This window comes from Alteromonas sp. RKMC-009, assembly GCF_003584565.2.
Taxonomy (GTDB): Bacteria; Pseudomonadota; Gammaproteobacteria; order Enterobacterales; family Alteromonadaceae; genus Alteromonas.
In genome coordinates this window covers 4,187,286-4,212,713 of the sequence record NZ_CP031010.1, presented here as the reverse complement: position 1 = coordinate 4,212,713, position 25,428 = coordinate 4,187,286, and the positions used below count along the sequence as shown (strand labels likewise).

The following is a 25,428-nucleotide window of genomic DNA, read 5'->3' as shown; positions in this document are numbered from 1 at the left end:
GCTGGTGCCGCTTTTTTTGTTTGACATCCAACGTCATAAAAACTATTTGTTGTGTTGCGAAAAGCACAAGTTTTGTTAGTGGCTCTGTTGCCTGAGTGGCATGGCCTGAAACCGTTCTCAAATAGTATTGCAGCAAACAGGTTTTAGTATGACGAATAGTACTCGTGATAGTCTGATAAAGCGCCCGTTTATGGATAAAAAGCATTATCCCTACGGATTTGCACGTTCCGGCGATTTTTCGATAAAAGAAGCGAAAATTCTCGCAGAAAATGGTAGTGTGATTGCAGCACTGGTAGATGGAAAGCTGACACCTGAAACGGATCAGGATATGCGCTTCATTGCTGTTGCTCATGGTGAGACCGAACCGGCTTCACCAGAAGAAAAAGTGTGGCTAAAGTACCAGAAACGTATTAACCGACCTAAAGCCGCCTCAATCTATGGCTCCAAAAAAGTTGCACTGACAGAATCTGACGACGACGGTGACACTGCGGACGACACCGATATCGTGTTAGATGACGATTAACTTGTAAATCAGTTGTAACTGCCATCCTATATTTGGCTGTAAAATAAGCTAAATGGGGATATTCATCCTATTTATTCTATATATTGGGATACATGTCTCACTTTTAGCCATTTTTTTGTTTTATCTTTCTAATGCCTTCGTTATAGTCCGCGCTACGGTATATTCCGCATATATTTTTAATAAGGTTACGAGAAACAAATCCATAATACAGGAGATTTGACTGTGAAAATGATGTCAGGCGCTGCCATGGTGGTTGAAGCGCTAAAAGATGTGGGAGTCACACATGTGTTCGGTTACCCCGGTGGTGCCGTTTTAGACATTTACGATGCGCTGTTTGCGCAGGATGATGTCAAACATGTCCTCGTACGTCACGAACAGGCGGCCGCCCATATGGCGGATGGTTATGCACGTTCAACTGGCAAAACCGGCACAGTCCTCGTCACCTCTGGTCCGGGCGCAACCAATACCATTACCGGTATTGCTACTGCGTACATGGACTCTATTCCTATGGTGGTATTGTCCGGTCAGGTAATGTCATCACTCATTGGTGAGGATGCATTCCAGGAAACGGATATGGTGGGTTGTTCCCGCCCCATTGTTAAGCACAGCTTTCTGGTAAAACGGGCTGTTGATATTCCTGAAGCCATTGCCAAAGCCTTTTATATTGCCAACTCCGGCCGTCCGGGCCCGGTAGTGGTTGATTTGCCAAAAGATATTGTAAACGTTCAGGATTCCCATCCGTACGTATTCCCTGAGTCAGTGGCTATGCGCTCGTATAACCCCACTGAAAAGGGTCATATGAAGCAAATCAAAAAAGCCGTTGCTTCTATGCTTAAAGCAGAACGTCCGGTGATGTACGTGGGCGGTGGTGCCGTTGCCTGTGAGGCATCCGGTAAAGTTATTGAGCTGGCTGAGAAGCTGAATGCGCCGGTAACCTGTACGCTGATGGGGCTGGGCGCTATGCCGGGTACCCATGAACAGTTCGTCGGTATGCTGGGTATGCACGGTACGCTGGAAGCCAACAAAACCATGCACAATTCAGACTGCATTATTGCACTGGGTGCCCGTTTTGATGACCGCGTTACCAACAACGTATCAAAGTTTTGTCCTCATGCTGAAATCATTCATGTGGATATTGACCCTGCATCGATTTCAAAAACCATTAATGCGCACATTCCGGTTGTTGGCAGTGTGGATAAAGTGCTTGATCAGATCCTTGAGCAACTGGCTGATGTGGATTTCTCCGGCCAGAAAGAAAAGCTCAGCGACTGGTGGCAACAAATCACCCAGTGGCGCGGCCGTGAGTGTCTGAAGTACGAACAGGGCGATACGGTAATTAAGCCTCAGCGTGTCATCGAAGCCTTGTACAAGCACACCAACGGTGATGCGTACGTCAGTTCTGACGTGGGGCAGCACCAGATGTTTGCTGCTTTGTACTATCCATATAAAAAGCCCCGTCAGTGGATCAATTCCGGTGGTCTGGGCACCATGGGCTTTGGTTTACCGGCAGCGATGGGCGTACAGTTCGCACACCCTGAAGCGACCTCGGTGGTTGTAACCGGTGACGGCAGTATTCAGATGAATATTCAGGAACTGTCTACCTGTTTGCAGTACAACTTACCGGTGAAGATTATTTCTCTGAACAACCGTGCGCTGGGCATGGTACGTCAGTGGCAGGATATGATTTATAAAGGTCGTCACTCTCATTCTTACATGGACTCCATGCCTGACTTTGTGAAGCTGGCAGAGGCCTATGGCCATGTAGGTATCAAAGTGGATCGTCTCGATGAGCTCGACGCCGCGATGGAAAAATGTTTCAGCTATACCGACAGACTGGTATTCATGGACATTGCTGTAGACCAGAACGAACACGTTTATCCAATGCAAGTGAAATTCGGTGCAATGGATGACATGCGCCTGAGCAAAACGGAGCGAACCTGATGAGAAGAATTATTTCAGTATTAATGGAAAACGCGCCGGGCGCACTGTCACGTATCGTGGGCGTATTTTCACAACGTGGATATAACGTTGATTCACTGTGTGTTGCCGCAACAGACGACCCCAGTTTGTCTCGCCTGACCATTACCACTCACGGTGATGATAAAGTGATTGAGCAAATCACCAAACAGGTGAACAAACTCATCGATGTGCTTAAAGTGGTCGATTTAACCGACGGCACCCACGTAGAACGTGAACTGATGTTGATTAAAGTGGCTACACGGACTGAAGAGATCCGCGCTGAAGTGAAGCGCACCAGTGATATCTTCCGTGGCAGTATTGTTGATGTAAACGGCAGCAATTACACCATTGAAATCACAGGTACATCAGACAAGCTGGATGCATTCGCATCTGCAATGGGTGAATGTGCAGAAATTATCGAATCATCCCGCACCGGCGTATGCGGATTAGCCCGCGGTGAACGTGCGCTGAGACCATAAATCAGCGGTAGTAAAATGAACGACAAAACCGGTATCGCCCTGTGATACCGGTTTTTTTATGCCCCTTTGCCGTAATACACTTCTACCCGTAAAGCCAGCCCGTACGAGGGTTTAAAATCTTCTTCCTTCAGCCATAAAACAAACGGCTCAATTTCGTAAAACAGCCAGTCACGGGTGGGATTCATCCGGTAGCGGAAGCTGGTGTACACCTCACTCAGCTCGTTTGACGGTTTTGTCAGTCCTTCTGTAAACAGGGTATAGATAGCAGCGGAATGTGAAGTCAGCGGTTGCAGATATTGCAGTTCGTGCCGCCACAACCAGTCTTCGTGTTCATCGCGGTAGTAATAACGGTTGTTGAAGCGGAATACGTGGTCATCGTGGCTGAGGTATTGAAACGTTGCTCCTACTTCAGCACCCAGTCCGTCGCGGTTGTAATAATAAGTTTCAGCGTCGTAAAACAGGGCGATTGTATCGGAGAGCGGGGCCATATCCTGAAAACGGGCTTTCGCATAAATTTGCCCCCGCCGGCCGGTACCGATACGGTACGACATTCTGGCATTGTCACTGGCACGGTAACGCAGGGCGATGGTTGTGTTATCACGGTTCCGGGCTACCGGGTCTCTTGCCGCTTTAATGGTATTTTGATTGTCGTTATCTTCGTTATCGCTGAGCACCAGGTCTACACGGTCTTCCAGCGCCGGTAGTTTTACCCGGATCCGGAAACGTAAATCCATTTCACTGAGGTCCCGCGTTCTGGGTTCCCAGCCCAGACTCACCCGGCCTTCGGCCCTGGCATCACGGTAAGCGTCACTGCCTTCCAGAGCAAAAAAGCTGTCGAGCTGCCGTGCGGTGTAGTCCATGGAGCGGGTTAGCTCCTGTTGCCAGTTATCGAACCAGAGTTTTTCATCTGTACCGGCTTCTGCCTGCTGGCTTTGTTCAACCGGAAGACGCTCAACGTCTCCGTCTGACAGCCGGGGCAGTGCAACACACAGTAACAACACGATACATGACATAAATTAATTCAGGGTTTCAGACCCGGGCTTCCTATCCAGTTTTTTAGCATGAAGTGAAATCAGGCATTCGTCAAAAGTTTAAATAAGTATAAAAACGTAAAGATGAAACGGTTCACCTCACAATTGTAAATTATGTCGTGAAAGGTTCTTATTGCGGTGGCATACTGTGGGTCTTGATGTAAAGGAGATTTTTTTGATGGGTGGAATTAGTATCTGGCAATTGCTGATTGTTTTAGTGATTGTTGTTCTTCTGTTTGGCACCAAGCGACTCAAGAGCATTGGCTCCGATCTTGGTGGTGCAGTAAAAGGTTTTAAGAAAGCAGTAACTGATGAAGAGTCAGATGCTGATTTCTCACAGGAAAAGCGCGTTGAAAACAAAAACGAGGCGCAATCTGTAGAAGCAGAGTCCAAGGCAGACGTTAAAGAAAAATCCTGATGTTTGACATTGGCTTCTGGGAATTATTGGTGATTGGAGTGCTGGCACTGCTTGTGCTGGGGCCGGAACGTTTACCCGGCGCAATGCGCTCCACCATCAAAACAGTGCGCAGCGTGCGTAATATGGCAACAGGCTTCAAGCAGGAAGTGGAACACCAGTTACGTGTGCATGAATTGCATGAAAATCTGAAAAAGGCTGAGCAACAGGGCCTCAAAGATATTGCGCCGGAACTTAAAGAAAGCGTCGATGAACTCAAAGATGCCGCGAAGTCCGTGCAGGAACCTTATAAAAAGAAGTAAATGTCTGACGCTAACTCTCTTATCTCGCACCTGATTGAGCTGCGAAACCGTGTCTTGCACGCACTGGCAAGTGTGCTGCTGGTGTTTTTGTGTCTGGCGTATTTCGCTCAGGATCTTTACCGCCTTCTGGCTGAGCCTTTGCTGAGCACGATGCCGGAAAACACATCCATGATTGCAACGGATGTTGCATCACCGTTTTTTGCACCGTTTAAACTTACGCTGGTGCTGTCATTTTTCATTGCTATTCCCTATGTGCTTTATCAGGTCTGGGCCTTTGTCGCGCCGGGCTTGTACAAGAATGAGAAAAAGCTGGTCGCGCCGCTGTTACTCTCAAGCACACTGCTATTTTATGCGGGGATGGCGTTTGCCTATTTCGTGGTTTTCCCTATTGCCTTTGCGTTTTTTAACAGTGTGGCGCCTGAAGGGGTAACCGTCAGTACGGATATTTCCAGTTATCTGAACTTCGTACTTAAATTGTTTTTCGCATTCGGGGTGTCATTTGAGATCCCGATTGCCATCATATTGTTATGCTGGACAGGCGTGACCGATGCAGCAACGCTGCGGGCTAAACGTCCTTACGTGGTGGTCGGTGCCTTCATACTGGGTATGCTGCTGACACCTCCGGATGTTATTTCCCAGACATTACTGGCAATTCCAATGTGGTTCTTATTTGAAGTGGGCGTCATCGTCGGTGGATTTTACGCAGGTAAAAAAGAAGATGATGAGGACGAGCAATCGTCCGACTCTGAGTCAGTTTAGCTCAGACAGATCGGGACAGACGATCTGAAGATGACAAGTAAGGAATAATAATGAAATCAAAAATAAAACTGGCCGGTGTGGCCCTCATTGGCGCTTTATCATTTACGGCGCAGGCTGAAACCGTTACTGAAGCCATGCAGGCTTGTAAGAACGAAAAAAACGACCTGAAACGTCTTATTTGTTATGACGCCGTTGCCGGTTCAATGAACATCTATGCCGGTGCAGGCAAGTCTGTTGATGACATTGCCAGCGAGCAACCAAAGCGTCAGCCGGTTGCCACTGCCAGCAAGCCACAAATTACTGAAGATGACTTTGGTCTGGAAGCACAGCGCCTGGCGGCAGAGAATCTGCCTGAAAATATGTCCGGTACTATTACGGATGTGTCGACCAGCCCGCGGGGTGACTACATTATTACACTGGATAGCGGTATGGTCTGGCGTCAGACTTCCGATGATGTGAACTACAAGTTCCGCAAAGGCGATACCGTACTGGTGGAGCGTGGAGCACTGGGTGCTTTCTATCTGAAGAAATCCGGTGCCAGTGGCAGAATTGGCGTACGCCGGATCAAGTAAGTTGAAATGGTTCGATGCCGGCGTCAACCTCCTTGACCGCCGGTTTAATCCCGACGATGTTATCGCCCGCGCTGTAGAAGCAGGGGTCGATAAACTTTGCATGATCACCACTGAGCCCGCTGAGTGGGATGATGCACAGGCGCTTTATCAACGTTATCCTGAACACCTTTGTTATACCGTCGGTTGTCACCCGCATAACGCTAAAGTCATGACAGAGGATGACTTTACCGGTCTGGAACAGCGCCTTGATTGTCCGGGTGTTGTTGCCGTCGGTGAGTGCGGACTCGATTTTAACCGCGACTTTTCCCCCCGTGATGTTCAGGAATCAGTCTTTCGCCGGCAACTGGCGATTGCCGTTAAACATAATAAGCCTGTCTATCTTCACGAACGTGATGCTTTCGCACTGCAATTAGATTGTCTGGACAGTGTTGAAGGGCAACTGGCCGGTGGCATCGCCCATTGCTTTACCGGAAACCTTGACGCCATGCAGGCCTATCTCGACCGGGGTCTGTATATTGGTATCACCGGCTGGGTCTGTGATGAGAAACGTGGCGCAGACTTAAGAGAAGCGGTGAAGCAGTTACCCCTTAACCGGTTAATTCTCGAAACCGATGCGCCTTATTTATTTCCGAAAAATCATCGTCCGAAGTCAAAAAATAATGAACCTGCTTTTATCTCATCAATTGGTAGGTATTTGGCTGATTTGACAGAAATAAGTTATGAAGAGTTGACACAAAACAGTTATGCTAATACTTGCAGGGTATTCAAAGTTGCAAGGTAGAATAATAAATGCAATTGAACACGGGGATGGTCCGCCGGTACGATGAGTGGCTGATCGCAATAACGCTGGCCGTTGTTGCCTTGTTTCTTTATGTTGTGCAACCCTACATCCGCGCCGACGATCAACAGCAGCGCATTTCTGAAATTCGTTATACTTCCTCAGCAGCATCTGCTTTTTCCATTCAAAGTTATTCCGAAATAGCCGCTGTAGACTGGACGCCTGTGAGCAACCCGGTAAATCTGGGTATGCAGGACGGTGTACACTGGTTTAATTTCTCTGTCAGACGTGATGCGCTTTTATCTGAAGAAGCGTTACTCGAAGTGGCTTATCCGCTGCTGGACAACATAGAAGTCTCTTTTTTTACGCCTGAACAGCACGGCCCGGTAGCAACTCTCTATGGCGGCGATGCGTTGTCGTTTACAGAGTGGGATATACGTCACCCCTCCATGTTATTTACCATCCCGGCGGGCTACGCACATCTGGATGTGGTGCTGAAAGTGAAAACATCAGGGGCAGTAAGATTGCCTGTGCGTGTGTGGAATAAAACAGAATTCATCGAATATACCTCCAGCCTGAGTCACCTGATGGGGGCGTTCTTCGGTTTCCTGCTGGCCATCGGGGTAAGCAACTTTTTCTTCTTTCTGACCACCCGCAGTGCAACATTTTTACTTTACACCGCTTACGTCATTTCGCTGTCGCTGACGCTGGCGACTCTGAACGGTCAGGCCTTTGCGTATTTGTGGCCGCAGTGGGGCTGGTTTGAACAACGGGCCGTCGCTATTTGTGCCAATGCTGCCATTATGTTCGCCATGCTGTTTTCCCGCGCCTTACTGGAAGTTTCTTCCCATAGCCGGAAAATTGATAAAACACTGAAAGCGGTGGCAGCCCTGTTCGGGTTAAATGTCATTGTCAGTCTGTTTCTGCCCTATGCATGGCTTATCAAAGTGTTTCTGGTAATGCTGGGGCTGGTGGTTATTTTTACCCTGGCCATCGGTATCTGGCTTGCCATGCGGGGGCACACCATCGCCAGGTACTATTCTTTTGCCTGGAGTATTTTGCTGGTCAGCGGCTTATCTGCCAGCCTGGATAATCTGGGGGTATTCAGCACCAGTATACCGTCCAATTATTTGCTGATGCTCGGGGCGTCAGTAGAAACGTTACTGCTGACGTTTATTATCGCCATTGGATACAGCCAGCAAAAAGAAACCGCCTTTGAATCGTCCCGTAAAGCCCTTGAGCAGGAAAAGTTATCTGCACAGGCGCGGGAGGATTTGGTGGAAATTCAGCGTCAGTATGCCGATGAAATGGAATACAAGGTGCAGGAACGTACCCTGGAACTGGAAATTGCACTACGTGAATTATCACAGGCCAATGAAGAACTGGAGCGCCTCAACAGCATCGACTCACTGACAGGGATCCGTAACCGTAGGCACTTTGACAAACGCTTGCTGGCAGAGAGCCGGCGCAGTCGTCGTGAACAAACTGAACTTAGCCTCGCAATGATTGACATCGACCACTTCAAGTCGGTTAATGACGAGTACGGACATGCAGCGGGTGATGCCTGTATTTGTCACATTGCCCGTTTACTGCAATCACAGTTACGCCGTTCATCAGACGATGTATGCCGCTATGGCGGTGAAGAGTTTGGCATTATTTTGCCTAACACTGACATTGAGGGTGCCCGACAGGTCGTGGAATACATGCGCAGAATGATTGAGCAGACGCCGGTTGAAATTGACGGGCAGGTTATTCAGCTGACGATGAGCGCCGGTGTTGCATGTGCCGTTATTCAGCGTGAAGCACACGAACTCGATTTACTGAAGTACGCAGACAGCCTGTTGTACCGCGCTAAGCAAAACGGGCGGAATCAGGTTGTCGCGGAAATCTTTTCTGGAGAATCATCATGACATTTTCACCTTTCCCGGCAAAAAGAATGCGCCGCCTCAGAAGTCAGGACGCATTGCGGGATATGGTCGCAGAGCACGTACTCACGGTAAAAGATCTGATTTACCCTGTATTTGTTCTGCCGGGCAAAAACCAGCGGGAAGCTGTGCCTTCCATGCCGGGCGTCGAACGTTTATCTGTGGATTTACTCGTGGAAGAAGCCGGTAAGTGGGTCGACCTTGGGATCCCCGCTCTGGCGCCTTTTCCGGTTACGCCTATGGAGCTGAAAACTGACTGTGCGAAAGAAGCGTGGAATCCGCAGGGACTGGCACAGCAGGCACTGCGTGCGTTAAAGGACGCTTATCCGCAACTGATGCTGATGTCTGATGTGGCACTGGATCCGTTTACTTCCCACGGACAGGACGGCATCATCGATAAAGACGGGTATGTGGTAAATGACATCACCGTGGATGCGCTGATAAAGCAGGCGCTGTCGCATGCTGAAGCCGGCGCTGACATTGTGGCTCCGTCGGACATGATGGATGGCAGAACTGGTGCCATCCGCAATGCCCTTGAAGCTGAAGGCCACCACAATACCTGTATCATGGCTTATGCTGCCAAGTATGCGTCAGCCTATTATGGCCCTTTCAGGGACGCTGTGGGCTCTGCTGCGAACATCAAAGGCGGTAACAAGAAAACTTATCAGATGGACCCTGCAAACAGCGATGAAGCTATTCACGAAATTGCCATGGATCTGCAGGAAGGCGCAGACATGGTCATGGTGAAACCCGGCATGCCGTATCTGGATATTGTCCGTCGTTGTAAAGAAGAGCTGAAGGTGCCGACTTTTGCCTATCAGGTAAGTGGCGAATACGCTATGCACAAAGCGGCGTTTGCTAATGGCTGGTTGAAGGAAGATGAAGTTATTCTGGAATCGTTGCTTGCATTTAAGCGGGCCGGTGCAGATGGCATTCTGACTTACTTTGCGCCGCAGGCTGCGCAGTTACTGAAGGGCTGAATGTCTATCAGCCCGCTGACACATCTGAGACTGCCGGCCTGATACTGGCCGGTTTTACTTCGCCCGGTAAATACCAGTCACAGGCAGTGCAGTTTCCAGCCTGCCCGGTGTTGTAACCAGGTTTCGTTGGCCAGCTCAGCGTTAATAAGCGGATGGGCCGCCAGCCAGCCTTGCGGCAGGATCAGTGTCCAGTCATCACCGTCCACTTTCAGTTCTACCTCCGGAATGTGTTTGTTCTGACGACGCAGACACAACACAACGGCAATCCTTAACACCCGTAACAAGCCTTCCAGCATGGGCCTTACTTCTTCATGATAATGAGTAAAAGTGTCTGACTTGATTGCGAGGCGGTGACATTTTACCAGGTCCCGTATCGCCACACGTTGTAATTTGGTGTAACCGGGCAAATCGATATACGTCAGCAGGTAAGCACCATGCTCATGATGCTTTTTAAACTCAACATGCAGACCGATTTCATGCAGGGTTGCTGCTGCACCCAGCACGGCTTCAGTATCAAGGTGACACAAACTGGTTTGCGCGCATAACTGGTGACACAGGCGCAGTGCCAGCCCCCGCACTGACTCAGCATGGTGGCGGTCGATGTGATACCGCTTCATAGTATGATTCAGGGTCTGGCTGCGGCGGTCATTTTCCTGCAGGTTATCCAGCATGCCGTAAATCAGTCCTTCCCGCAGTGCGCCGCCGGAAATATTCATATCACGGATTTTCAGGCGCTCGAACAGGGTGATCAGAATCGCCAGGCCGCTGGGGAAAATGGGCTTGCGGGACTCTTCCAGACCTTTGATGTTCAGGTTGTCGATATGACCACAGGCGATACACTCATCACGCAGTTTATACAGGTAATCAAGGCGGATAGCATCGCTGATCCCCTGTGCGACCAGAATTTCTGTGATGGCTTGTGGTGTACCTGATGCGCCCAGACAGTTATGCCAGTCAAAACACAGGAAGGTATCAGCCACACTGTCCAGAAGGGCATTAGCTTTTTGCTGTGCTTTATCGAAGTTGGCCCGGGTGATTTGGCCTTTAGGGAAGTGCCGTTCTATGAACGTGACGCAGCCCATATCCAGACTGACCAGGTGGATAGGGTGCATGTCATTGCCGATGATAATTTCGGTGCTCGCGCCGCCGATATCAATCACCAGGGAATTGCCCTGATTCGCGGAGGTATACGCAACCCCGAGATAAATCTGCCGCGCTTCTTCTTCACCGCTGATGACTTCCAGCTTATGGCCCAGAATGGATTCTGCTTTGTGGATGAAATCCGCGGCATTTACTGCCAGACGCAGTGTCGCGGTAGCGACCACTTTTACATTGGAACGGGGAATGTCCTGCAGGCGTTCGGCGAATGTCTGTAAACACTGCCAGCCACGCTCCATGCTGACTTCATCCAGTTCCATATCGTCATTTAAACCGGCAGCCAGCCTGACTTTCTGTTTCACTTTACCGATGATTTGCACACTGCCGTTCACGACATGCACTACCACCATGTGGAAACTGTTGGAACCCAGGTCCACGGCGGCGTAATACTCGCCGTGAACAACCGCATCATGTTGAAGTTCTGGCTGCATAGATTTTACTGGTTTGACGGTTTCTTATTGTTGCTGTTACGGCGACTGTTGCCACGACGGGATGAATTCCGGTTAGTCGGAGTACGCCGGCGACGGGGTTTCGGTGCAGTCACATCATCCAGTAATGCTGTTCTGTCAAATTCGGTAACAGGAATGGCATGCTGAATATATTCTTCAATCGCCGGCAGATTCTGTGCGTACTTTTCACAGGCGAAGCTGATAGCGGCACCGCTGGCTCCGGCACGGCCCGTACGACCAATACGGTGAACGTAATCTTCCGCATCGTCCGGCAGGTCGTAATTGAATACGTGGGTCACTTTATCAATGTGCAGACCACGGGCGGCAACGTCAGTGGCGACCAGTATATCGAGATTGTTCCTGGTGAAGTCTTCAAGGATCGACAGGCGCTTTTTCTGCGGTACATCGCCGCTTAACAGGCCAACACGGTGACCATCTGCTGCCAGCCAGTCGTTTACACGCTCACAACCGCTCTTGGTGTTTGCGAAAACAATGGCTTTATCCGGCCATTCTTCTTCCAGCAGGGTAAGCAGAAGAAGCATTTTGTCTTCATCTGACGGGTAGAACAGTTCTTCAGACACGCGGGTGGCTGTTTTGCGTTCCGGTTCAACCTGCACGTGAGTGGGGTTGTTCATGTGCTCATAGGCCAGCTCCTGTACGCGGTAGCTCAGCGTTGCTGAGAACAGCATGCTCAGGCGTTCAGTGGCAGCAGGCATTCTGCGGAACAGGAAACGGATATCTTTAATAAAGCCTAAATCGAACATGCGATCCGCTTCATCGAGTACAGCTGCCTGAATATTATCCAGCGAGAACACACCTTGTTTGTAGTAATCAAGAATGCGTCCTGTCGTACCGATAATAATATCTACCCCTTCTTCTAGCGATTCGCGTTGACTTTGGTATCCTTCGCCCCCATAAATGAGACCAAGTGACAGTCCGGTGTGCTCGCTGAGCGGCTTGGCATCATTATAAATTTGAACCGCAAGTTCACGGGTAGGTGCCATGATGATGGCGCGCGGTCCGGATTGACTACTGGCGTCATTTTGCGCTTTTTCCAACAGATGGTGGAAAGTTGCGACAAGAAATGCCATTGTCTTGCCCGTACCGGTTTGTGCCTGACCGGCGATATCCAGTCCCTCTAGCAGGGGCGGCAACGCAAGTGCCTGGATTGGAGTACAATGAGTGAAGTTTGCAGACTTCAATGCCTCAACAACTTTGGTATTGATGGGCAAGTCGGAAAAATGTGTTTCAGTTAAATGTGTTGTTTGCATAGCTTATAGCTTATCTGTGCTTGCATTAAAAAACGGTTTCTTATAACACTAATGGTAAAGCTGAGACAAATCAGCAGCAGACCAAATATTGGAGAAAAGAATGAGCGACAAAATTATCAAGTTAACAGACGACAAATTTGAAGCAGATGTTATCAATGCTGCTGGTCCTGTGCTGGTTGACTTCTGGGCCGAGTGGTGTGGCCCTTGTAAAATGATCGCACCAATTCTCGAAGAAGTTGCGACCGAGTTTGATGGCAAATTAACAGTTGGTAAGTTGAATGTCGATGAAAATAATGAAACGCCACCAAAATATGGCATTCGTGGCATCCCAACTTTACTGCTGTTTAAAAACGGTAATGTTGCCGCTACAAAAGTTGGCGCATTGTCAAAAACTCAACTGACAGAGTTCCTGAACGAAAACCTTTAATCGTTAACGGAACATCCGAATCAGAAAAACCTGCCGGTCTGCCGGCAGGTTTTTTTATACTCTGTTCTTCTGCAATTTGATCCATCTCAACAACCGGTAATGGACATAACAGCATATTACCGCTATCACTTATATAAGCTGACAATTTAAACCTTCGCATTATTGAACGTGTGACAACATTGTCTGTCAGATGCTGCTGTATGTGCCGGTTAGAGCAAAGTAAATATCGGGTATTAAAGTTTTTTTAACAATTGCGGCAAAAAAAGTGGACGCTCCTCAATTAAGGTGCTAACGTTCGGATATATGCTCAAACCGAGCAGCGTTCTGCTTAAGTCCGACCCGGACAAACATCTATTCCAACTATTTTTTTAATTTAGGGGCTAACGTCCCGTAAGCGAAGTCCAAGCACAAAGACCCACCAGTATGAATTTAACCGAACTGAAGAATAAACCAATTAGCGAGTTGGTTGCCCTGGCCGAACAGATGGGCCTGGAGAACATGGCTCGTGCCAGAAAACAAGACATCATCTTTTCAATCCTGAAAAATCACGCCAAAGGCGGTGAAGACATTTTTGGTGATGGTGTACTCGAAATTTTGCAGGACGGCTTTGGCTTCCTGCGCTCAGCAGATTCTTCTTATCTTGCCGGGCCCGACGATATCTATGTATCACCCAGCCAGATTCGACGTTTCAATCTTCGCACCGGTGATACGATTTCAGGAAAAATCAGACCACCCAAAGATAGTGAACGCTACTTTGCCCTCCTGAAAATCCGCGAAGTTAACTTCGACAAGCCAGAAAACTCCCGTAATAAAATCCTCTTCGAAAACTTAACTCCTCTGCATGCAGCCGACCGTTTGCGTATGGAACGGGGTAATGGTTCGTCTGAAGATATTACAGCCCGTGTTCTGGACCTGGCGTCGCCAATCGGCAGAGGTCAGCGTGGTCTCATCGTTGCACCGCCTAAAGCCGGTAAAACCCTGTTACTGCAAAACATCGCGCAGTCTATTGCTGCAAACCACCCTGAGTGTGAACTGATGGTTCTGCTGATTGACGAGCGTCCGGAAGAAGTGACCGAGATGCACCGTCTGGTTCGTGGTGAAGTGGTAGCATCAACCTTCGATGAACCGGCCAGCCGTCACGTACAGGTTGCGGAAATGGTTATCGAGAAAGCCAAGCGCCTGGTTGAGCACAAAAAAGACGTGGTTATCCTCCTAGATTCTATCACCCGTCTGGCCCGTGCATACAACACCGTTATTCCTTCGTCCGGTAAAGTTCTGACCGGTGGTGTGGATGCTAACGCTCTGCATAAACCTAAGCGTTTCTTCGGTGCGGCACGTAACGTTGAGGAAGGCGGCAGCCTGACCATCATCGCTACAGCGCTGATTGATACCGGTTCTAAGATGGACGAAGTAATCTACGAAGAGTTTAAAGGTACAGGTAACATGGAACTGCACCTGAACCGTAAGATTGCAGAGAAACGCGTATTCCCTGCTATCGACTTCAACCGCTCAGGTACCCGTCGTGAAGAGCTGCTGACCAGCCAGGACGAACTGCAGAAAATGTGGATCCTGCGTAAGATTGTTCACGAAATGTCTGAAGTTGACGCCATGGAATTCCTCATCAACAAACTGTCGATGACGAAAACCAATGATGAGTTCTTTGATGCGATGAAGCGTCAGAAGAGCTAAATCCTCCCGGATACGAAAAACGGCGTCTGTATGGCGCCGTTTTTGATTCCGCATTGTTTGTTGTTTGTCCCGTCTCAGCCGCATACCGGCGGGAGTGTTGTAAAACTGATTTTAAATTGGTGCAGATTCAGATAGGGTAAATATTCTTATAATAAGGAATATTAACATGCACACACGACTCCTCTCCGCCGCAGTCATGCTGGCGTTTTCTTCATTTTCACAAGCACAAACTGATGTGGCTGCGATGGCAGATAAAATCGAGCCTGAAGTGATCAAATGGCGCCACCATCTGCACGAAAATCCTGAGTTATCGAACCGCGAATTTGAAACGGCAAAATACGTTGCAAAGTACCTGAAATCTCTTGGACTGGAGGTTGAAACCGGTGTTGCCAAAACCGGTGTGGTGGCTGTGCTTGACAGTGGCAAGCCCGGACCCGTGGTCGCGCTGCGGGCAGATATGGACGGCCTGCCGGTGCCGGAAGAGAACGAACTGCCATGGCGTTCAAAAGCCAAAGGCGAGTATAACGGTAAAGAAGTACCGGTAATGCACGCCTGCGGTCACGACACCCATATGGCCATGCTGATGGGCGCTGCAAAAATTCTGACAGAAATGAAAGATGAGCTGCGCGGTAAAGTGAAATTCATTTTTCAGCCCGCTGAAGAAGGTGCGCCTCCGGGTGAACTGGGTGGTGCTGAAGTGATGGTGAAAGAGGGCGTGTTGAAGAGTCCTGACGTGGACGTGATTTTTGGTCTGCATATCAGCTCGAATCTGGACATCGACAAAGTCAGCTACAAGCCGGGCGGTGCTATGGCAGCAGTTGACCCGTTCAAAATCGTGATCCACGGTAAGCAGGCCCACGGTGCGTATCCCTGGAAAAGTGTGGATCCCATTGTAACGGCGGCGCAAATGGTTATGTCACTGCAAACCATCGTGTCCCGTGAAATCAAGCTGATTGATGATGCTGCTGTAGTGACAGTGGGTGCCATTCATGGTGGTAACCGCTCGAATATTATTCCCCGTGAAGTGGAGCTGGTCGGTACTATCCGTACATTAGACAAAGCTGCCCGTGAACATGTTTATGAAGCGATGGAGCGTAAGGTTAAAGGTATCGCTGACAGCATGGGCGCTGAAGCTGAACTGACCCTGCCACTGGATTACAGTTATCCCATTACTTATAACGATCCTGAACTGACGATGGACATGTTGCCGACGCTGCAGCGTACTGCCGGAAAAGACGGCGCGGTCCTGGCCAAAGCAGTAACCGGCGCAGAAGACTTCTCGTTCTATCAGGAACAGATCCCCGGTCTTTTCCTCTGGGTTGGCGGTAAGCCTCTTGATGTGCCGGAAGCGGATTCTCCTGCTCACCACACACCGGATTTCTACGTCGATGACAAGGGCATGAAGCTGGGTGTTAAATTGCTGACCAATTTAACACTGGATTACATGGCAAAGGCTGATTAAACTTTTCAGTTTCCCTTAATGCGTAGAGTTCATGCGGTATGCGCACATCAGAAACTGTAAAGTGGTTATTGCTGGTACTGTTCAGTGCCGGCCTTAATCTGATACCGCCGCCATTTATCAGTGGCGGCTTAACAGCATTCGGTTTGCCTGTTGCCGTGTTCATGGCTTTACGTATGCCTGCAGCGCTGTCCGTTCCGGGCATCGCTCTGGCTATGGCGCCGGTGTGGTTTATTCACGGTATCACACTGCCTGTTATCCTCTGCTCCGGACTGCCTCTTGTTTTAGTACTCTGCAGAAGGCGGCAATCGCCCTGCGAACCACTGAAAACCGGCATCGGGTTTTACAGTTCGCTGGCGGTACTAATCCTCGCTTTTCAGCAATGGAGTGAGCAAAACGGCTTTAATACCGCGGCGTTTACCACCGTTTCAGTGACCTGGTTTTGCCTGTTATCTTCGGTGTTATCAGCGCACCTTGCTTACCTTTTTAGCCGGCTGGCCTGGCATCCCGGTACATTTAAAAAAGACATTAATTTTAAATATCTGCTGGCATATTGCTTCAGCGCATTGTTCTTTCTGGCTGTGCTGTGCGTCAGCTATTCGTTTATCCATCAATATCAGCAGCGTCAGAAAAGTCAGATAGAGCTTTATATGGCTCAGCGGCTTCATGTTTTGTCCGGGCAGGTAAAAGATTTTCTCGACACCCATCAGCGGGCAATTAATTTCGCTGCCGGTACGCTCTCTGCCATGCCCGGTGCTACACAACCCGACGCAGTGCAAACCGATCGTTTACTGAGCGGGCTGGCTGAATCCAGTCCGGCTTTTCTTACCTTTCTGACGGCAGACGCGCAGGGTAAAATTACCCATGCATGGCCTGAAACGCTGCTAGCGAAAGCTACTGATGCAGGCATGCTTGACGTGTCCGGTCGTGAATATTTCTCACAGGTAATCGCCAGCGGGACACCGTATCTGTCAGATGCGTTTCGCGGACGGGGGTTCGGGCAGGACCCGATTGTCGCCATATCCGCACCGGTAACCGGAGCAGACGGTGAAGTCACCGGCATTCTGGAAGGGTCGCTATCGCTGTCATCTTTCAGTCGTTTCGAGAGCAGTAACATTAATGGCTTTATGTTGCTGGTGGAAGACAGTGAAAGAAAGCTGGTGTATGGCTCAGAGGTGCTTAGTGCCCAGCCGTTAATGCCTTCGCCTCTGGGCAATTGCGACACCGGATGCGATGCGTTGACTAAGGTTAATAACGAAACGTGGTTTGTGAGAAGCGTGCAGATAGACGGCAGCGGCTGGCACGTGCGTATTCTTTACAGCTGGCAGCGCTTTTTGCAACTCACCAACTCATCGCTGATTACCGTGCTCGAGTTGCTGGCGGTATTTGCCGTTACCGGTTTACTGGCCGGCTTCACCCTGGCTTCAGTTGTTAACCGCCCCCTTAAAAAACTTATCGGCCAGCTTGAAGCCTTTGACCCTAATAACCGGGGCCAGGGAATCGTCCCCTCTGAGAGTTTGCCGGTAACAGAATTACGAAGTCTGGAGTCAGCGTTTGATTCCATGCAACGGCGGCTGTTCGATGCCTTTGATGATTTAGAACGCTCGCGGGAATCCCAGCGAAAGCTCAACCTGGAACTGGCAGAACTGAACCGGACACTGGCTTCACGGGTCGAGGAAAAGACCCTGCACCTGGAAGCTGCGGTGAAACAGGCGGAAGCTGCAAATGTGGCGAAATCTCAGTTTCTTGCCAACATGTCACATGAAATCCGTACACCGATGAACGGTATCATCGGCTCCTGCGATAATCTTTTGGAAGATGACTTACCGCGGGGCGCAGCAAGGCGCATTGGCATGATTGCCCAGTCTGCCTCCAATTTGTTGATGATCCTCGACAGCATTCTCGACTGGTCGAAAATTGAGGCCGGCAAAATGCAAACCGAGTCGGTGAATTTTTCATTGCAAAAAGTGCTGGAAGCATCATTTCATCTTCACCAGGATGCTGCCATTAATAATGGTGTGACTTCATCAATGACCTACCTTACGCCACTTCCCGAAATGTTATGTGGTGACATGGGTAAGCTGAGTCAGGTGCTGAATAACCTGCTGAGCAATGCGGTGAAATTTACTACAGAAGGGGAAATCACCGTTCTCGCCGGCTTTGAAAACGGGCTACTGACACTCACCGTTAAGGATACCGGCACCGGGATCGCACCTGAAAAACTGGAACATATCTTCGAACAGTTTGCTCAGGCAGATGCGTCTACAACCCGTCTTTATGGTGGTACGGGTCTAGGCTTACCCATCACCAGAAAGCTGGTTGAACTGATGGACGGAACCATCGAGGTTGCTTCAGAACCCGGTGAAGGCACCAGCTTTACCGTTACCCTTCCCTTTGACATCGCTGAAGCGGAGCCTGAGGCAGAGAGTGAGCCGGATGCGTTTATTCCGGATAATCTGAAAGTGCTGGTGGTAGAAGATAACGATATTAACGCCCACATCGTAGTGGATATGCTGAAAAACAAAGGGATCCGCTGCGTACGTGTGGCCAACGGTAAACAGGCCGTGGCGGCGGTGCGTCAGATGCATTTTCACATTGTGTTGATGGATTGCCAGATGCCGGAAATGGACGGGTTCGAAGCAACCCGTGTTATCCGCGGGCTTGAGTCAGAGAAAGCGGGCATTCCCGTGATTGCGCTGACAGCCAATGCCTTTGTGGATGATCAGCGGGCCTGTCTGGCTGCCGGTATGAATGCTTATCTGAGTAAGCCGGTTAAGCGCCGGCAATTACTCAGCATGCTGGCGCAAACCTGGAAAACGCACTACGGCTCAACCGGCGGCTGAACATCTTTGGCTGATTTCTGATTCGGGTTACCAATAAAGCGCAGGGCCAGGTAGCCAAGCAGACCGGATACCAGTGAACCCGCCAGTATGCCCAGACGTTCATCAAAGGCTTTTTCTGAGCCGCCGAATGCCAGCGAACCGATAAACAGACTCATGGTAAAGCCGACGCCACATAACAGGGCACAGCCGTAAATATGTCTGAATGACAAATCTTCCGGCAGTTTGGCAAACTTCATTTTCACCGACAGCCATGAAAATAAGAACACGCCAAGCTGCTTACCGGTAACCAGACCAAAAAATACCCCCAGGGTTACCGGATGCGTCAGTGCGTCTGCTTCCATCTCGTTAAAGTTAATGCCGGCGTTCGCAAAGGCGAAAAGGGGCAGGATGACAAAACTGACACTGCTGTTCAGGCTGTGCTCCAGATGAATGACCGGTGAATATTCCGGGTCTTTTTTATCGCGCATCGGGATAAATGCAGCCAGAACAACACCGGCGAGGGTGGCATGCACGCCGGATTTAAGCATGGCAGCCCACAGCACCAGACCGATTAATACATAAGGGGGAATGTCGGTAACGTTGCGGCGGTTCATCCAGAAGAGTACGGGTAAACATACAGCCGCTACAATTAATGCTGATAAAGAAATATTGTCCGTGTAGAAAAGGGCGATGATGACAATGGCACCGATGTCATCAATGATGGCCAGCGTGACCAGGAATATTTTTAAACTGGCGGGTACTCTGCTGCCGAGCAGTGCCATGATGCCCAGTGCAAAGGCGATGTCTGTGGCGGCCGGAATGGCCCATCCTTCCATGGCATTTTCAGCACCAAAGGTCAGCGCAAGGTATATGGCCACCGGTATAATCATGCCGCCTACAGCACCGGCAGCCGGCAGTACAATATTTTTAGGATCAGACAGGCCGCCTTCACACACGGCCCGCTTCAGTTCCAGCCCGACATGGAAAAAGAATACTGCCATCAGACCATCGTTAATCCACAGCAGCAGGGCTTTGTCGATTTCGAAGCTGCCGGCGGCCACCGTCACCTTCATATCAAGAAAATCTTTGTACACGCCGTTTAACGGCGTGTTGGCAATGATAAGCGCGAGAAGGGTTGCTCCCATCAGGATGATGCCTGCTGACGCGTCCCTTTTCAGAAATGACTGTACATCAGAAACAATTTCTTCAAGGACATTCTCTACGCCCGTTTTTGCCATGTGATTACTCCACGTTTAATAAAGCCTTCTGAAAAGCCTGAGCTGCCAGGCTTATCTGACGGTGTTTTACGGTCACTGCCTGCCAGTGGTTTACTAGCGGGAAATCATTGATGTTGAGGATCCTCACACTGTCCGGCGGCGTGTGCGCCAGAGTGTGTTCGGACAGAATCGCCAGACCCAGCCCCGATGTGACCGCAAGACGAATCGCTTCGTTACTTTCAATAATCATGGAATTCCGGAACACCAACCCTTTGTTGTCAGTGTAATCCTGGATTGCCCGACGCGTACCGCTGCCGTATTCCCGTAGTAAGAATTTATGATTGATGAGGTCTTTTAGATCACAGTTATCCGGGCCGTCATAATCAGGCGGCGCGATAACAACCAGCTTGTTTTGTAAAAATGGCGTACAGATCAGATTGTCGTCCTGGGGCGGCTGACTGAAAATGTACACGTCATCCCGGTTGTGGCGCATGCGCTCAATAATGTCCGCGCGGTTGCCCACCGTGAAACGCACTTCAATATTAGGGTGTTGCCGGCAGAACGGGCTTAAAATGGGCGGAACCACATATTTAGCTGTCGTTACGACTGCCAGCTTCAGGGTACCGATTTCCACCCCTTTCAACGCATGGATCTGACTTTCCAGTCTGGACTGAGAGCCCAGCACTTCCTGTGCACACTGATAAACGGCTTCTCCGGCTTCTGTCATTTTCAACTGGCCGTATGTCTGTTCGAATAACGGCATGCCTACAATGCCGGACAACTTTTTGAGTTGTAACGATACGGTGGGCTGAGAAAGAGAAAGCGCCGAGGATGCCGCAGTGATAGAACCGTGATCGACAATGCTCTGGAAGACCTCCAGAAGACGAAATGTCAAAGATTGCATAAAGACTCCCTGGTTCATGCAAATATAAATAATTCACTATTGATAGTAATAAAATATAACGAAGGATCTATTTATTACAGTCTTATCATCGCAGGTAATGTGGGTATTATCAGATTTTATGCTAAAATCGCGTGCTTTCTGATCCGCCTGATTAATTTCACATCAAACAGCGGGTCTTACCAACGTCTCAAACCATGGGGAGTCACACGATGGCTAAAGTTGCTATTGTCATGGGGTCTACGTCTGATTGGCCGACAATGCAAAACGCGGCGAAGATGCTTAAATCGTTCGGAGTGGAATTTGAAGCAAAGGTGGTCTCTGCCCACCGTACACCTAATCTGCTGGTGGAATTTGCCGAAACTGCACATGACGAAGGTTTCAGCTGTATTATTGCCGGCGCCGGCGGAGCCGCGCATTTGCCCGGCATGATTGCTGCCCATACCCATCTGCCTGTTTTTGGCTGCCCCGTGAAATCGAAAGCGCTGAACGGTATTGATTCTTTGCTATCCATCGTACAAATGCCTAAAGGTGTTGCTGTAGGCACGCTGGCAATTGGTGACGCCGGTGCCGCTAACGCCGGTTTGCTTGCTGCTCAGGTTGTGGCGTTGCAGGACGAAGCGGTACGGGACGCTGTTATTGCATTCAGAAAAACACAAACAGATACAGTACTGAGCAACGGTAATCTGGAGCTTGATGAATGAGAGTATTGGTGTACGGCGCAGGTCAACTTGCGCAAATGATGTATCTTGCGGGCTGTCCGCTGGGTATTGAAGTGCAGGCTGTTGAAGTCAGTAATGACACGGTTGTACACCCTGTCAGCAAGCGTCCGCTGGATATCAGTCTGGCGCAGGCCATAGAGTCTTCAGACGCCCTGACAGTTGAATTTGAGCACGTGCCGGAAAGGCTGCTCGAACAGGCCAGCAAAACAGAAAAACTCTATCCGTCCATGAATGCCATCCTGGTCGGTGCAGATCGTGTCAGAGAAAAGCGTTTGCTTGATGCGCTGAATGTACCCAATGCAGCCCATCAGGTAGTCACGTATATCGACGAGCTGGAAGATTGCGTATCGGCACTGGGCGATAAGCTGATCATCAAAGCCAGCCGTGACGGTTACGACGGTTATGGCCAGTGGCGTTTAATGAGCGAAGAGCAACTTCCCGAAATTAAACAGGCGCTGAGCAATCTTGATCTTAAAAAAGTGCCACTGGTGGTTGAAGCCATGGTGAACTTTGATCGCGAATTGTCGCTGGTTGGCGTGCGGGATAAAGACGGTGACATCAAGGTGTACCCTCTGGCTGAGAACCTGCACCACCAGGGGCAGCTGCATGTGTCTGTGGCACCGGCTCCGTTCGTCTCTGAAGCGTTGCAGAAAAAAGCCGGAGAAATTTTCCGCGTGCTGGCTGAAGGCATGAACTATGTTGGCGTGCTGGCGGTGGAAATGTTCCAGTGCGGAGACGAACTGCTGGTCAATGAACTGGCGCCGCGGGTACACAACTCCGGCCACTGGTCGATGAGCGGCAGCGACACCAGTCAGTTTGAAAATCATCTGCGCGCAGTCACCGGTTTACCGTTAGGGGATACAGAAGCCCGCGGGCCCAGCGCCATGGTTAACATTATTGGCTGCAGCAGCTTTTCCCGTGATCTGTTGAAGATAGCCGGCTGTCATTTGCACTGGTACGGTAAAACCGTCCGTGAAAAGCGCAAAATGGGTCATATTAACGTGACGGCAGCAACCTATGCTGAACTGGGAAGTAAGCTTGAAGAGCTTGGCCAGTATGTACCGTCAGAGTATTTCCCTAAACTGGGAAAAGAAGCGCGTAAACTTAAGCAGATAGAGTCTTGACAGAAATAATTCTGTCGCTAGAATACGCATCCGCTGTTCGCAGCAAGCTTTAGAGAGTGTGCCGACTTAGCTCAGTTGGTAGAGCAACTGACTTGTAATCAGTAGGTCGCCAGTTCGATTCCGGCAGTCGGCACCATTCTCTCTGCATCCGCTGAAAATTCTTCGTTTTCTTGCAGTAAATCAAACTGCACACTTCCTAAATCAGGTTATCTCTCCTAAGATGGTGTTAAACCAACGTCTTTCACCGGAGCGAAAACGTGTCTGTGCTTTTCAGACTGTCAGTCTCTTTACTGGCATTGTTGTTAACTTCTGCAGCGTCTGCGGCATCACAGTTTGAACTGACAAACACGCAGGCAAGAGCAACCTTTCCGATGGCTGAAACAGCCGCTGTCTACACCACAATCACGAATCACTCAGATCAGCCGCTTACCCTTGTCCGCGCCAGTGTCAGTGAAGATCTGGCCGCGCAGGTGCAAATGCATTCTACTGTCATGCAGGACGGGATGATGAAAATGCGTCAGTTGAAAGACGGGGTAACCGTCGCTCCCGGAGAGTCTGTGGCTATGCAATCCGGCGGTACGCATTTTATGCTGACCGGGTTAGTCTCAGGACTGGAAGCCGGTTCAGCTTTTCCCATGACCTTATATTTCAGCGACGGGTCTGAACAGAAGGTGACAGTGCCGGTAGTCAATGCTTCGGAAACAATGCATCACCATCATCATGGTAATGATCACTGACCGTGAAAAACGCATAGAAACAATTGAACTGACTAATCTATAAAATAGATTTTATTTATTTTTATCGATTGCTATTATTGAATCATAACGATTCAAAACAATTTATTCCACTAAGGAGTGTACGATGAGCAAGATTGATATTGGTATTTCAGAAAACGATCGTTTTGAGATTGCCGAAGGACTGAAAAGATTGCTGGCAGACTCTTATACCTTGTACCTGCAAACGCATAATTTCCACTGGAACGTCACCGGACCACAATTCCGCGAACTGCATCTGATGTTCGAGGAGCATTACACCGAACTGGCAACTGCTGTGGATGATATTGCCGAGCGCATCAGAACGTTAGGTGTTGCTGCGCCGGGTACCTATAAATCATTCGTTGAGTTGTCTTCAATTGAAGAAGTTGAGGGTGTGCCGGAAGCGTCTGAGATGGTACGCTTGTTAACACACGGTCATGAGGCCGTTGTGAAAACATCCCGCAGTGTGCTGAAGCTGGCACAGGATGCCGATGACGAATCTTCAGCTGCCCTCGTTTCAGACCGCATGCGTGTACATGAGAAAACCGCATGGATGTTACGGGCGATGCTGCCTCAATAAGGTATAAAAATAACATGATGACATCATGGACTAAATCGCTGTGCCTGGCCGCTGTGCTGGGCACAGCTTTTTCTGCTCAGGCGACAGAACTGAACGTAGAAGAACTGACCACCGGTCTTTCTCACCCCTGGGGAATGGCTTTTTTGCCTGACGGTAAAATGGTGATCACCGAACGGGCAGGAAACATCCGAATTTTTGACAAGACTGCCGGCCTGAGTGCACCGCTGAAGAATGTACCTGAAGTGGCTGCAGTGAATCAGGGCGGATTACTGGGTATCACCGCTGATCCTGATTTTGCAAACAACCAGACCATTTACTTTTGTTACAGCAAACCGGGTGAAGGTGGCAGTAGCAGCAGTGTCAGCAAAGCTAAAATCGCCGGAGACAGCCTGACTGATGTCGAAACCATCTTTTCAGCTTCACCGCTGGTGGATAACGGTTTTCACTTTGGGTGCCGCGTAGCGTTTGATAATGAGGGACATCTGTTCATCACTCTGGGCGATCGTTACAAGTACATGAAAGAGGCGCAGAACACTGATAATCATCTGGGTACGGTGGTGCGGATCTGGCCTGACGGTTCTGTACCGGAAGATAATCCGTTCACCAAAGGTGACGCGCCGCAGGTGTACAGTTACGGTCACCGCAATGTGCAGGGCCTGACAGTTCATCCGCAAACCGGTGAAGTCTGGGCAATGGAGCACGGTCCGAAAGGCGGTGATGAAGTGAATTTGCTGGGCAAAGGTAACAATTATGGCTGGCCGCTGATCACTTACGGTATTGATTACAGTGGTGACATTATTTCTGACAAAACAGAAATGGAAGGCATGGAGCAGCCCGTTGTTTACTGGGATCCGTCTATCGCACCGTCCGGCATGGTGTTCTACAACGGTGACAAATTCCCCGAGTGGAAAGGTGATTTGCTGGTGGGTTCACTCAAGTTTACGCACCTTCGCCACATTGACATGGAGGGCGGAAAACCCGGTGAGCAGACAGAATATCTCCGTGACAGAAACGAACGTATCCGTGATGTGATTGAAGGGCCTGATGGCTATTTATATCTGCTGACCGATACGCCGGAAGGCAAGTTGCTCAAGGTATCACCGGAGTAAACCGGTTGACTGCTGTTACCGG

24 protein-coding genes and 1 tRNA gene are annotated in these 25,428 nt (G+C 49.6%); 20 read left to right on the top strand and 5 right to left on the bottom strand.

Annotation, left to right across the window (positions count from 1 at the left end; all coding sequences use genetic code 11):
* Nucleotides 1–148: 148 nt before the first annotated feature.
* The 3 genes from maoP (at nucleotide 149) to ilvN (ending at nucleotide 2,961) form a co-directional block, all read left to right on the top strand.
* Nucleotides 149–523 carry a DUF413 domain-containing protein gene (gene maoP, locus DS731_RS18460; RefSeq protein ID WP_119502704.1) on the top strand — a complete coding sequence of 125 codons (375 nt, stop codon included), beginning with the start codon at nucleotides 149–151 and terminating at the stop codon, nucleotides 521–523.
* A gap of 222 nt (nucleotides 524–745) precedes the next feature.
* Entirely contained in the window at nucleotides 746–2,464 is a 1,719-nt protein-coding gene (locus tag DS731_RS18455; RefSeq protein ID WP_119502703.1) for an acetolactate synthase 3 large subunit, read from the top strand.
* Nucleotides 2,464–2,961 carry an acetolactate synthase small subunit gene (gene ilvN / locus DS731_RS18450; protein WP_119502702.1) on the top strand — a complete coding sequence of 166 codons (498 nt, stop codon included), beginning with the start codon at nucleotides 2,464–2,466 and terminating at the stop codon, nucleotides 2,959–2,961. The genes DS731_RS18455 and ilvN overlap by 1 nt, the downstream gene beginning before the upstream one ends.
* A gap of 56 nt (nucleotides 2,962–3,017) precedes the next feature.
* Here the strand turns inward: ilvN and DS731_RS18445 are convergent, their stop codons facing one another.
* Nucleotides 3,018–3,974 carry a hypothetical protein gene (locus DS731_RS18445; RefSeq protein WP_119502701.1) on the bottom strand — a complete coding sequence of 319 codons (957 nt, stop codon included), beginning with the start codon at nucleotides 3,972–3,974 and terminating at the stop codon, nucleotides 3,018–3,020.
* A 196-nt stretch (nucleotides 3,975–4,170) separates the two neighbouring features.
* Between DS731_RS18445 and tatA the strand changes: the two genes are divergently transcribed.
* Genes tatA through hemB form a run of 7 tightly spaced genes read left to right on the top strand, consistent with a single transcriptional unit; the run spans nucleotide 4,171 to nucleotide 9,723 of the window.
* A complete protein-coding gene (gene tatA, locus DS731_RS18440) occupies nucleotides 4,171–4,410 on the top strand; it encodes a Sec-independent protein translocase subunit TatA (protein ID WP_119502700.1) in 240 nt (79 codons plus the stop codon).
* Nucleotides 4,410–4,709 (top strand): Sec-independent protein translocase protein TatB, encoded by a 300-nt coding sequence (gene tatB, locus DS731_RS18435; protein ID WP_119502699.1) that lies wholly within the window; start codon nucleotides 4,410–4,412, stop codon nucleotides 4,707–4,709. The genes tatA and tatB overlap by 1 nt, the downstream gene beginning before the upstream one ends.
* Nucleotides 4,710–5,468, top strand: a complete 759-nt coding sequence (gene tatC / locus DS731_RS18430; protein ID WP_119502698.1) for a twin-arginine translocase subunit TatC — start codon at nucleotides 4,710–4,712, stop codon at nucleotides 5,466–5,468.
* Nucleotides 5,469–5,518: 50 nt separating this feature from the next.
* On the top strand, nucleotides 5,519–6,040 hold the full coding sequence (locus DS731_RS18425; RefSeq protein ID WP_119502697.1) for a hypothetical protein: 522 nt from the start codon (nucleotides 5,519–5,521) through the stop codon (nucleotides 6,038–6,040).
* Between the two features lies 1 nt (nucleotide 6,041).
* The gene (locus DS731_RS18420) at nucleotides 6,042–6,821 is read left to right on the top strand and encodes a TatD family hydrolase (protein ID WP_119502696.1); all 780 of its coding nucleotides are present in this window, start codon (nucleotides 6,042–6,044) and stop codon (nucleotides 6,819–6,821) included.
* A gap of 8 nt (nucleotides 6,822–6,829) precedes the next feature.
* Nucleotides 6,830–8,728 carry a diguanylate cyclase gene (locus DS731_RS18415; RefSeq protein ID WP_119502695.1) on the top strand — a complete coding sequence of 633 codons (1,899 nt, stop codon included), beginning with the start codon at nucleotides 6,830–6,832 and terminating at the stop codon, nucleotides 8,726–8,728.
* Nucleotides 8,725–9,723: a porphobilinogen synthase gene (hemB, locus tag DS731_RS18410; protein ID WP_119502694.1), complete on the top strand. Its 999-nt coding sequence runs from the start codon at nucleotides 8,725–8,727 to the stop codon at nucleotides 9,721–9,723. The genes DS731_RS18415 and hemB overlap by 4 nt, the downstream gene beginning before the upstream one ends.
* A gap of 77 nt (nucleotides 9,724–9,800) precedes the next feature.
* On the opposite strand, the gene DS731_RS18405 is transcribed toward hemB, so the two are convergent.
* Both DS731_RS18405 and rhlB read right to left on the bottom strand, forming a co-directional pair.
* Nucleotides 9,801–11,312: a Ppx/GppA phosphatase family protein gene (locus DS731_RS18405; protein ID WP_119502693.1), complete on the bottom strand. Its 1,512-nt coding sequence runs from the start codon at nucleotides 11,310–11,312 to the stop codon at nucleotides 9,801–9,803.
* A 5-nt stretch (nucleotides 11,313–11,317) separates the two neighbouring features.
* Nucleotides 11,318–12,601 (bottom strand): ATP-dependent RNA helicase RhlB, encoded by a 1,284-nt coding sequence (gene rhlB, locus DS731_RS18400; RefSeq protein ID WP_119502692.1) that lies wholly within the window; start codon nucleotides 12,599–12,601, stop codon nucleotides 11,318–11,320.
* Nucleotides 12,602–12,701: 100 nt separating this feature from the next.
* On the opposite strand from rhlB, the gene trxA reads away from it, so the two are divergent.
* The 4 genes from trxA (at nucleotide 12,702) to DS731_RS18380 (ending at nucleotide 19,019) form a co-directional block, all read left to right on the top strand.
* Nucleotides 12,702–13,028, top strand: a complete 327-nt coding sequence (gene trxA / locus DS731_RS18395) for a thioredoxin TrxA (protein ID WP_119502691.1) — start codon at nucleotides 12,702–12,704, stop codon at nucleotides 13,026–13,028.
* Between the two features lie 423 nt (nucleotides 13,029–13,451).
* Nucleotides 13,452–14,717, top strand: coding sequence for a transcription termination factor Rho (rho, locus tag DS731_RS18390; RefSeq protein ID WP_119502690.1), 1,266 nt, complete (start codon nucleotides 13,452–13,454; stop codon nucleotides 14,715–14,717).
* Between the two features lie 166 nt (nucleotides 14,718–14,883).
* Nucleotides 14,884–16,179 carry an amidohydrolase gene (locus DS731_RS18385; RefSeq protein WP_119502689.1) on the top strand — a complete coding sequence of 432 codons (1,296 nt, stop codon included), beginning with the start codon at nucleotides 14,884–14,886 and terminating at the stop codon, nucleotides 16,177–16,179.
* 38 nt (nucleotides 16,180–16,217) lie between these two features.
* Nucleotides 16,218–19,019: an ATP-binding protein gene (locus DS731_RS18380; protein ID WP_119502688.1), complete on the top strand. Its 2,802-nt coding sequence runs from the start codon at nucleotides 16,218–16,220 to the stop codon at nucleotides 19,017–19,019.
* Here the strand turns inward: DS731_RS18380 and nhaA are convergent.
* Both nhaA and DS731_RS18370 read right to left on the bottom strand, forming a co-directional pair.
* Nucleotides 18,998–20,236: a Na+/H+ antiporter NhaA gene (gene nhaA / locus DS731_RS18375; RefSeq protein ID WP_119502687.1), complete on the bottom strand. Its 1,239-nt coding sequence runs from the start codon at nucleotides 20,234–20,236 to the stop codon at nucleotides 18,998–19,000. The genes DS731_RS18380 and nhaA overlap by 22 nt on opposite strands.
* 4 nt (nucleotides 20,237–20,240) lie before the next feature.
* Nucleotides 20,241–21,119 carry a LysR family transcriptional regulator gene (locus DS731_RS18370; protein ID WP_161599179.1) on the bottom strand — a complete coding sequence of 293 codons (879 nt, stop codon included), beginning with the start codon at nucleotides 21,117–21,119 and terminating at the stop codon, nucleotides 20,241–20,243.
* Nucleotides 21,120–21,328: 209 nt separating this feature from the next.
* Between DS731_RS18370 and purE the strand changes: the two genes are divergently transcribed.
* From purE to DS731_RS18340, 6 genes are all read left to right on the top strand, one after another.
* On the top strand, nucleotides 21,329–21,820 hold the full coding sequence (gene purE / locus DS731_RS18365; protein WP_119502685.1) for a 5-(carboxyamino)imidazole ribonucleotide mutase: 492 nt from the start codon (nucleotides 21,329–21,331) through the stop codon (nucleotides 21,818–21,820).
* A complete protein-coding gene (locus DS731_RS18360) occupies nucleotides 21,817–22,962 on the top strand; it encodes a 5-(carboxyamino)imidazole ribonucleotide synthase (protein WP_119502684.1) in 1,146 nt (381 codons plus the stop codon). Before purE ends, DS731_RS18360 begins: the two co-directional genes overlap by 4 nt.
* A 60-nt stretch (nucleotides 22,963–23,022) precedes the next feature.
* Nucleotides 23,023–23,098, top strand: a tRNA-Thr gene (locus tag DS731_RS18355).
* Nucleotides 23,099–23,219: 121 nt separating this feature from the next.
* Nucleotides 23,220–23,699 carry a copper chaperone PCu(A)C gene (locus DS731_RS18350; protein WP_232373405.1) on the top strand — a complete coding sequence of 160 codons (480 nt, stop codon included), beginning with the start codon at nucleotides 23,220–23,222 and terminating at the stop codon, nucleotides 23,697–23,699.
* A 124-nt stretch (nucleotides 23,700–23,823) separates the two neighbouring features.
* Nucleotides 23,824–24,297, top strand: a complete 474-nt coding sequence (locus DS731_RS18345; protein WP_119502683.1) for a Dps family protein — start codon at nucleotides 23,824–23,826, stop codon at nucleotides 24,295–24,297.
* A gap of 14 nt (nucleotides 24,298–24,311) precedes the next feature.
* The gene (locus tag DS731_RS18340; protein WP_202980673.1) at nucleotides 24,312–25,406 is read left to right on the top strand and encodes a PQQ-dependent sugar dehydrogenase; all 1,095 of its coding nucleotides are present in this window, start codon (nucleotides 24,312–24,314) and stop codon (nucleotides 25,404–25,406) included.
* The last annotated feature ends 22 nt before the right edge of the window (nucleotides 25,407–25,428 follow it).

Excerpts from the sequence above, each read along its gene's own strand:
- DS731_RS18445 (WP_119502701.1), bottom strand. The coding sequence starts at position 3,974 with ATGTCATGTATCGTGTTGTTACTGTGTGTTGCACTGCCCCGGCTGTCA.
- DS731_RS18425 (WP_119502697.1), top strand. The coding sequence starts at position 5,519 with ATGAAATCAAAAATAAAACTGGCCGGTGTGGCCCTCATTGGCGCTTTA.
- hemB (WP_119502694.1), top strand. The coding sequence starts at position 8,725 with ATGACATTTTCACCTTTCCCGGCAAAAAGAATGCGCCGCCTCAGAAGT.
- maoP (WP_119502704.1), top strand. The coding sequence starts at position 149 with ATGACGAATAGTACTCGTGATAGTCTGATAAAGCGCCCGTTTATGGAT.
- DS731_RS18405 (WP_119502693.1), bottom strand. The coding sequence starts at position 11,312 with ATGCAGCCAGAACTTCAACATGATGCGGTTGTTCACGGCGAGTATTAC.
- DS731_RS18385 (WP_119502689.1), top strand. The coding sequence starts at position 14,884 with ATGCACACACGACTCCTCTCCGCCGCAGTCATGCTGGCGTTTTCTTCA.
- DS731_RS18360 (WP_119502684.1), top strand. The coding sequence starts at position 21,817 with ATGAGAGTATTGGTGTACGGCGCAGGTCAACTTGCGCAAATGATGTAT.
- nhaA (WP_119502687.1), bottom strand. The coding sequence starts at position 20,236 with ATGGCAAAAACGGGCGTAGAGAATGTCCTTGAAGAAATTGTTTCTGAT.
- ilvN (WP_119502702.1), top strand. The coding sequence starts at position 2,464 with ATGAGAAGAATTATTTCAGTATTAATGGAAAACGCGCCGGGCGCACTG.
- DS731_RS18340 (WP_202980673.1), top strand. The coding sequence starts at position 24,312 with ATGATGACATCATGGACTAAATCGCTGTGCCTGGCCGCTGTGCTGGGC.
- purE (WP_119502685.1), top strand. The coding sequence starts at position 21,329 with ATGGCTAAAGTTGCTATTGTCATGGGGTCTACGTCTGATTGGCCGACA.
- DS731_RS18415 (WP_119502695.1), top strand. The coding sequence starts at position 6,830 with ATGCAATTGAACACGGGGATGGTCCGCCGGTACGATGAGTGGCTGATC.
- tatB (WP_119502699.1), top strand. The coding sequence starts at position 4,410 with ATGTTTGACATTGGCTTCTGGGAATTATTGGTGATTGGAGTGCTGGCA.
- tatA (WP_119502700.1), top strand. The coding sequence starts at position 4,171 with ATGGGTGGAATTAGTATCTGGCAATTGCTGATTGTTTTAGTGATTGTT.
- tatC (WP_119502698.1), top strand. The coding sequence starts at position 4,710 with ATGTCTGACGCTAACTCTCTTATCTCGCACCTGATTGAGCTGCGAAAC.
- trxA (WP_119502691.1), top strand. The coding sequence starts at position 12,702 with ATGAGCGACAAAATTATCAAGTTAACAGACGACAAATTTGAAGCAGAT.
- rho (WP_119502690.1), top strand. The coding sequence starts at position 13,452 with ATGAATTTAACCGAACTGAAGAATAAACCAATTAGCGAGTTGGTTGCC.
- DS731_RS18345 (WP_119502683.1), top strand. The coding sequence starts at position 23,824 with ATGAGCAAGATTGATATTGGTATTTCAGAAAACGATCGTTTTGAGATT.
- DS731_RS18380 (WP_119502688.1), top strand. The coding sequence starts at position 16,218 with ATGCGCACATCAGAAACTGTAAAGTGGTTATTGCTGGTACTGTTCAGT.
- DS731_RS18370 (WP_161599179.1), bottom strand. The coding sequence starts at position 21,119 with ATGCAATCTTTGACATTTCGTCTTCTGGAGGTCTTCCAGAGCATTGTC.
- rhlB (WP_119502692.1), bottom strand. The coding sequence starts at position 12,601 with ATGCAAACAACACATTTAACTGAAACACATTTTTCCGACTTGCCCATC.